Origin of the sequence: Paraburkholderia sp., from assembly GCF_036488505.1 — a bacterium.
In the GTDB taxonomy this organism is placed as follows: Bacteria; Pseudomonadota; Gammaproteobacteria; order Burkholderiales; family Burkholderiaceae; genus Paraburkholderia.
The window spans coordinates 1-3,984 of record NZ_DASXHN010000222.1 but is presented as its reverse complement, the minus strand read 5'-3'; the positions used below and the strand labels follow the sequence as shown (position 1 = coordinate 3,984).

General features: G+C 59.1%; 5 protein-coding genes. 1 reads left to right on the top strand and 4 read right to left on the bottom strand.

Annotated elements, in window-relative coordinates; translation table 11 throughout:
* The 3 genes from VGH68_RS13410 to VGH68_RS13400 all read right to left on the bottom strand — a co-directional run.
* Nucleotides 1-298 (bottom strand): ABC transporter substrate-binding protein (locus VGH68_RS13410; protein WP_331604113.1); only part of this gene is annotated, 298 nt, incomplete at its 3' end.
* 69 nt (nt 299-367) lie between these two features.
* Nucleotides 368-1,222 carry an ABC transporter permease gene (locus tag VGH68_RS13405; protein ID WP_331604112.1) on the bottom strand — a complete coding sequence of 285 codons (855 nt, stop codon included), beginning with the start codon at nt 1,220-1,222 and terminating at the stop codon, nt 368-370.
* Nucleotides 1,219-1,995, bottom strand: a complete 777-nt coding sequence (locus tag VGH68_RS13400) for an ABC transporter ATP-binding protein (RefSeq protein ID WP_331604111.1) — start codon at nt 1,993-1,995, stop codon at nt 1,219-1,221. Before VGH68_RS13400 ends, VGH68_RS13405 begins: the two co-directional genes overlap by 4 nt.
* 586 nt (nt 1,996-2,581) lie before the next feature.
* Between VGH68_RS13400 and VGH68_RS13395 the strand changes: the two genes are divergently transcribed.
* The gene (locus VGH68_RS13395; RefSeq protein WP_331604110.1) at nt 2,582-3,067 is read left to right on the top strand and encodes a MarR family winged helix-turn-helix transcriptional regulator; all 486 of its coding nucleotides are present in this window, start codon (nt 2,582-2,584) and stop codon (nt 3,065-3,067) included.
* A 55-nt stretch (nt 3,068-3,122) separates the two neighbouring features.
* On the opposite strand, the gene VGH68_RS13390 is transcribed toward VGH68_RS13395, so the two are convergent.
* Nucleotides 3,123-3,890 carry an MBL fold metallo-hydrolase gene (locus VGH68_RS13390; protein WP_331604109.1) on the bottom strand — a complete coding sequence of 256 codons (768 nt, stop codon included), beginning with the start codon at nt 3,888-3,890 and terminating at the stop codon, nt 3,123-3,125.
* Nucleotides 3,891-3,984 lie beyond the last annotated feature (94 nt).

The window sequence follows — 3,984 nt, the reverse complement described above, 5'->3', positions numbered from 1 at the left end:
TTTCAGCGGCGACCGCGGTCCATTCGGGACCGTGCAGCGAGAAATCCGCACTTCCCGACAACACCGCCGACAACGCCGCGCTCGGGCTGCCCGCAGTCTGCTTGGTCACATCCAGACCTTGCTTCGCGAAGAAGCCGCCGTCGATGGCGACGTACAGTGGCAGATACAGCATCGACTGGAACGCCTGCGAAATAACAGCTTTTTTGTCGGCGGCCACGGCCGGCGTGGCGCTGCTGACGATCGAAACAGCGACCGCTGTTGTCAGAGCAGCCAGCATTTTTCGAGCGATGATTGCCATTTTTCAGGTCCAGAAAAAGGTTGGATTAGCGGGTGCAAAGCAAACACTTCGACGTTGTCGGCGACGACGTCAAACCCGCAGCGTCGGTGCATTCAATACCTGTCGCCACGGCAGCAGCTTGCGTTCGACCAGGTCGATCAGGAAATACAACACGAAGCCAATCGCCATCAGTACGAAGAGGCCTGCCCACACGGTATTCAGATCGTAGAGACTCGAAGCGGTGAAGATCATGTGACCCAGCCCTTTCTCCGACGAAATGAATTCACCGACCACTGCGCCGACCAGGCCGAAGCCGATGTTGATGCGGAACGTCGAGATCACGTAAGGCAGCGTGAACGGGATGACCACTTTCAGGAACACGTCGTTCTTGTTCGCGCCAAGCGTGACAAGCAGCGCCTGCAGGTCAGGATCGGCCTCTTTCGCTGCCTCGTAGGCGGCTATCAGCGCGACGATCGCCGTCAGCGAAATCGCCAGCGCAACTTTCGAAACCAGCCCGGTGCCGAACCAGAGAATGACGATCGGGGCGAAAGCAATCTTCGGAACACTGTTGATCGCGACGATAAACGGCTCGATCAGCCGCGCGACGAATGGCGAATACCACAGTGAGAGGCCGCAGACCGTTCCAGCCGCCGTGCCGAACAGAAAGCCGAGCATGGCTTCAAACATGGTGTAGCCGATATCGACGAAGAGCTCGCCTGATTCAGCGGAGCGGGCAAGGGCGTCGTAGATTTTCGTCGGCGAGCCGACCAGGAAGTTCGATACCCAGCCAAGCCTCGCAGCGCCTTCCCATATCGCAAAGAATGCGATGACTGCGATCAGTTGCAAGACCGTGCGGCCCCACCCGGTGTTCAGCACGGGGCGAGCACGCGTCGGGCTGCGCATCGTAGAGACTTTCGCGCTATTGATGGATGCGGGCCGGCTCATGCTGCTTTCACCTCGGTCTGGATGTCGAGTTCCGCGCACAGCGCGTGGAAGTACCCGGCGAAGTTCGGATCGCTGCGCGCACCGATTGGCGAACGCGCGCCGATTTCGATGTCATAGACCTTTTTGACTTGCGAAGGCCGCCCGCCTAGCACCACCACACGTTTGGACAACGCGACTGCTTCGTCGATGTCGTGCGTGACCAGTATCACTGTCTTGTGGAAGGTGTCGACAGCTTCCATCAGCACCCCTTCCAGATACAGGCGGGTCTGATAGTCGAGTGCTGAAAACGGCTCATCGAGCAGGATGATGTCGGGATCGTTGATCAACGTGCGAATCAGCGCAACGCGCTGGCGCATGCCACCAGACAGCATGCGGGGATAAGCGTTTTCGAAACCCGCAAGGCCGTAGGTATTCAGGTATTCCATCGCCATTTCGCGTGCTTGCGCAGCGGGCATGCGTGACAACTCGGGCCCGATCAGCACGTTCTGCAACACGGTGCGCCACGGCAACAGCAGGTCGCGCTGCATCATGTAGCCCACTTTGCCGCGCAAGCCGGTGACCGTTTCGCCCCGATAGGAAATCTCGCCGCTGTCGGGTTCGAGCAGGCCGGCGATCACGTTGAACACGGTCGTCTTCCCGCAGCCCGACGGGCCGATGATGCTGACGAAATCCCGTTCGTTGATGTCGAACGACAGGCCACCTAGCACCTCGACCGAGCCATGCTTACCCGAAAACGATTTTCGAATGTTTCGTAACGCTAGTTGAACTGACATGCTGGTTCTCGTGCATAACTGGAATCACCTCGCCCTGCGCTGACATGCCTGCTCCGCACAGCGTCGGCCTACGGTTGGCTGACGCTGATGAAGCGTGGATCGCCGGGGAGCATCAGTTGGAGGGCGTTGGCTGTCGGCAAAATAGGTGCAAATTGCAATATTTGCGCTGTCCGCATTTATCCTGTTTGCATGAAGCGTGCCATCGCGCGGGAACCCTTATACAAAGGCGAATGGAGTGTTTCCGCGTGCAAGTGGAGGAGCCTGCCAGGTCCTGGAAATGTGCAAATCCGCGCGATGACGGTGCATCGAGCCGGACAGCAATCGGCGGCGCACCGCCTCTGTGCTGAACGCCGGCGTTCGGCGGCCGAAGGCCAGACAGTCTATGTCGCGGCGGCTTGCGAGCGCGCTGATGGCGGCGCGTTGGCAGTTCGGCTGCTTGCCGGTTAGCGAAGGCAGCCGGGTGGCAAGCATCCGACTTATCCTTACGTATAGCAGTCGCTATACGATGGTATGTTTCGTGCGCTAAATGCGTGAATCCATATGTTGCAGTTTGCAACTGAACCAAATAGCTGAATGGGAGAAGAGCATGTCGAAGGCGCCGTATCCAAGACTGGGGCATTTGAATTTCCGCCTCGACGTACTCAGCGAGCTGGCCAAGGGCGTGGCGTCTGGTCTCTATGAAGCCGAATGCGATGTCACCCTGCGCGACCTGCGGGTGCTGCGTTTTGTCGGTATGCAGCCGGGTATCTCACTTGGCCCGCTGATCGAGCTGACATACCTCGAAAAGACGCTGGTTTCGAAGCTGGTCACCACGCTAGCCAATCGCGGCTTGCTGACGCGCTCGACCGGCACGACTGACGCACGTGTCATCCACCTGAATTTGACCAGCAAGGGCAAGACAATTGTCCGTAAGTGCGATCGGATCGGCGAGTTCTTCGACGCGCAACTGATGTCCGTTCTGTCAGCGGAAGAAAAGCGGGTGTTTTTTCGCTGCGTGGACAAGCTGACGGAGCACGTTGAGGAGGGCGGTGAGTGGACGGTCCCACCAGCACGGCGCAAGCGCACAGCCTGAAATTTTTGTCATCGATTGCGCACGCACCGAGGTCGTTGCGCCCGCCAAACGACGCTCATGCGCGTTTAGCCAAATAGGCATCGGCCAACGCGACGAGCCGCTCTCGCCCGAAGCTGCCGTCGTGTCCGGCGTGCACGACCTGCACGGGTAATTCGCGCAAGCGCTTCATCGTGCGCACATAGGTTGCGATATCGGCGCCACCGATTTCATCCAGAAGGGGCCCATCGTAGATCGCATCGCCGGAGAATAGCGTGCCGGATGCCGCCTCCCATAGACCGATGCTGCCGGGTGAATGGCCAGGCAGATGCAGTACCTCGAAGTGCCGGTTGCCGAGGTCGACGATATTGCCTTCCTTGACGATTTCCGTAACTGTCGCCGCCCGTACCTTGTAGTCGGACATCAGGTAGTCGGCGCTGGGAAGCGCCGTGATCAAATCGCCGTCGAAAGGATAGCCCGCTTCACGGTAGCGGCGTATCGCGTTCTCGCCCAATACCGATGCGAGCAGCGTGCCGCGCTCGCGCGGCGAAGCCAGGTTATCGGCCTCCAACTCGTGCACCAGCGTATGCGCAAACTCGTGATGTCCGCCGATATGATCCGAATGCGTGTGCGTTGCTACCGCTGTCACGTGGTTTTGCAAAAGATGCCGGGCCGCCTCACGCAGGCTGGCGATGCCCATCCCGGTATCTATCATCAGGTCGCGGTCGCGACCGCGTATGTGCCAGATATTGCAGCGCATCAGTGGCACGACATGAGGCTCCCATAGCAGGGTAATGTCGTCGCTGATACGTTTTGACTCGAACCATCGGTCGGCAATCGGTAGCATGGTGGTCCTACGTCGGTAGAGTTCGAAGCGCTACTCTGACACAGTCTGCTGCGCGCATCCAGAGCCGGCTGAGCGGGTTATCTGTCGCACACTG

Excerpts from the sequence above, each read along its gene's own strand:
- VGH68_RS13390 (WP_331604109.1), bottom strand. The coding sequence starts at position 3,890 with ATGCTACCGATTGCCGACCGATGGTTCGAGTCAAAACGTATCAGCGAC.
- VGH68_RS13395 (WP_331604110.1), top strand. The coding sequence starts at position 2,582 with ATGTCGAAGGCGCCGTATCCAAGACTGGGGCATTTGAATTTCCGCCTC.
- VGH68_RS13400 (WP_331604111.1), bottom strand. The coding sequence starts at position 1,995 with ATGTCAGTTCAACTAGCGTTACGAAACATTCGAAAATCGTTTTCGGGT.
- VGH68_RS13405 (WP_331604112.1), bottom strand. The coding sequence starts at position 1,222 with ATGAGCCGGCCCGCATCCATCAATAGCGCGAAAGTCTCTACGATGCGC.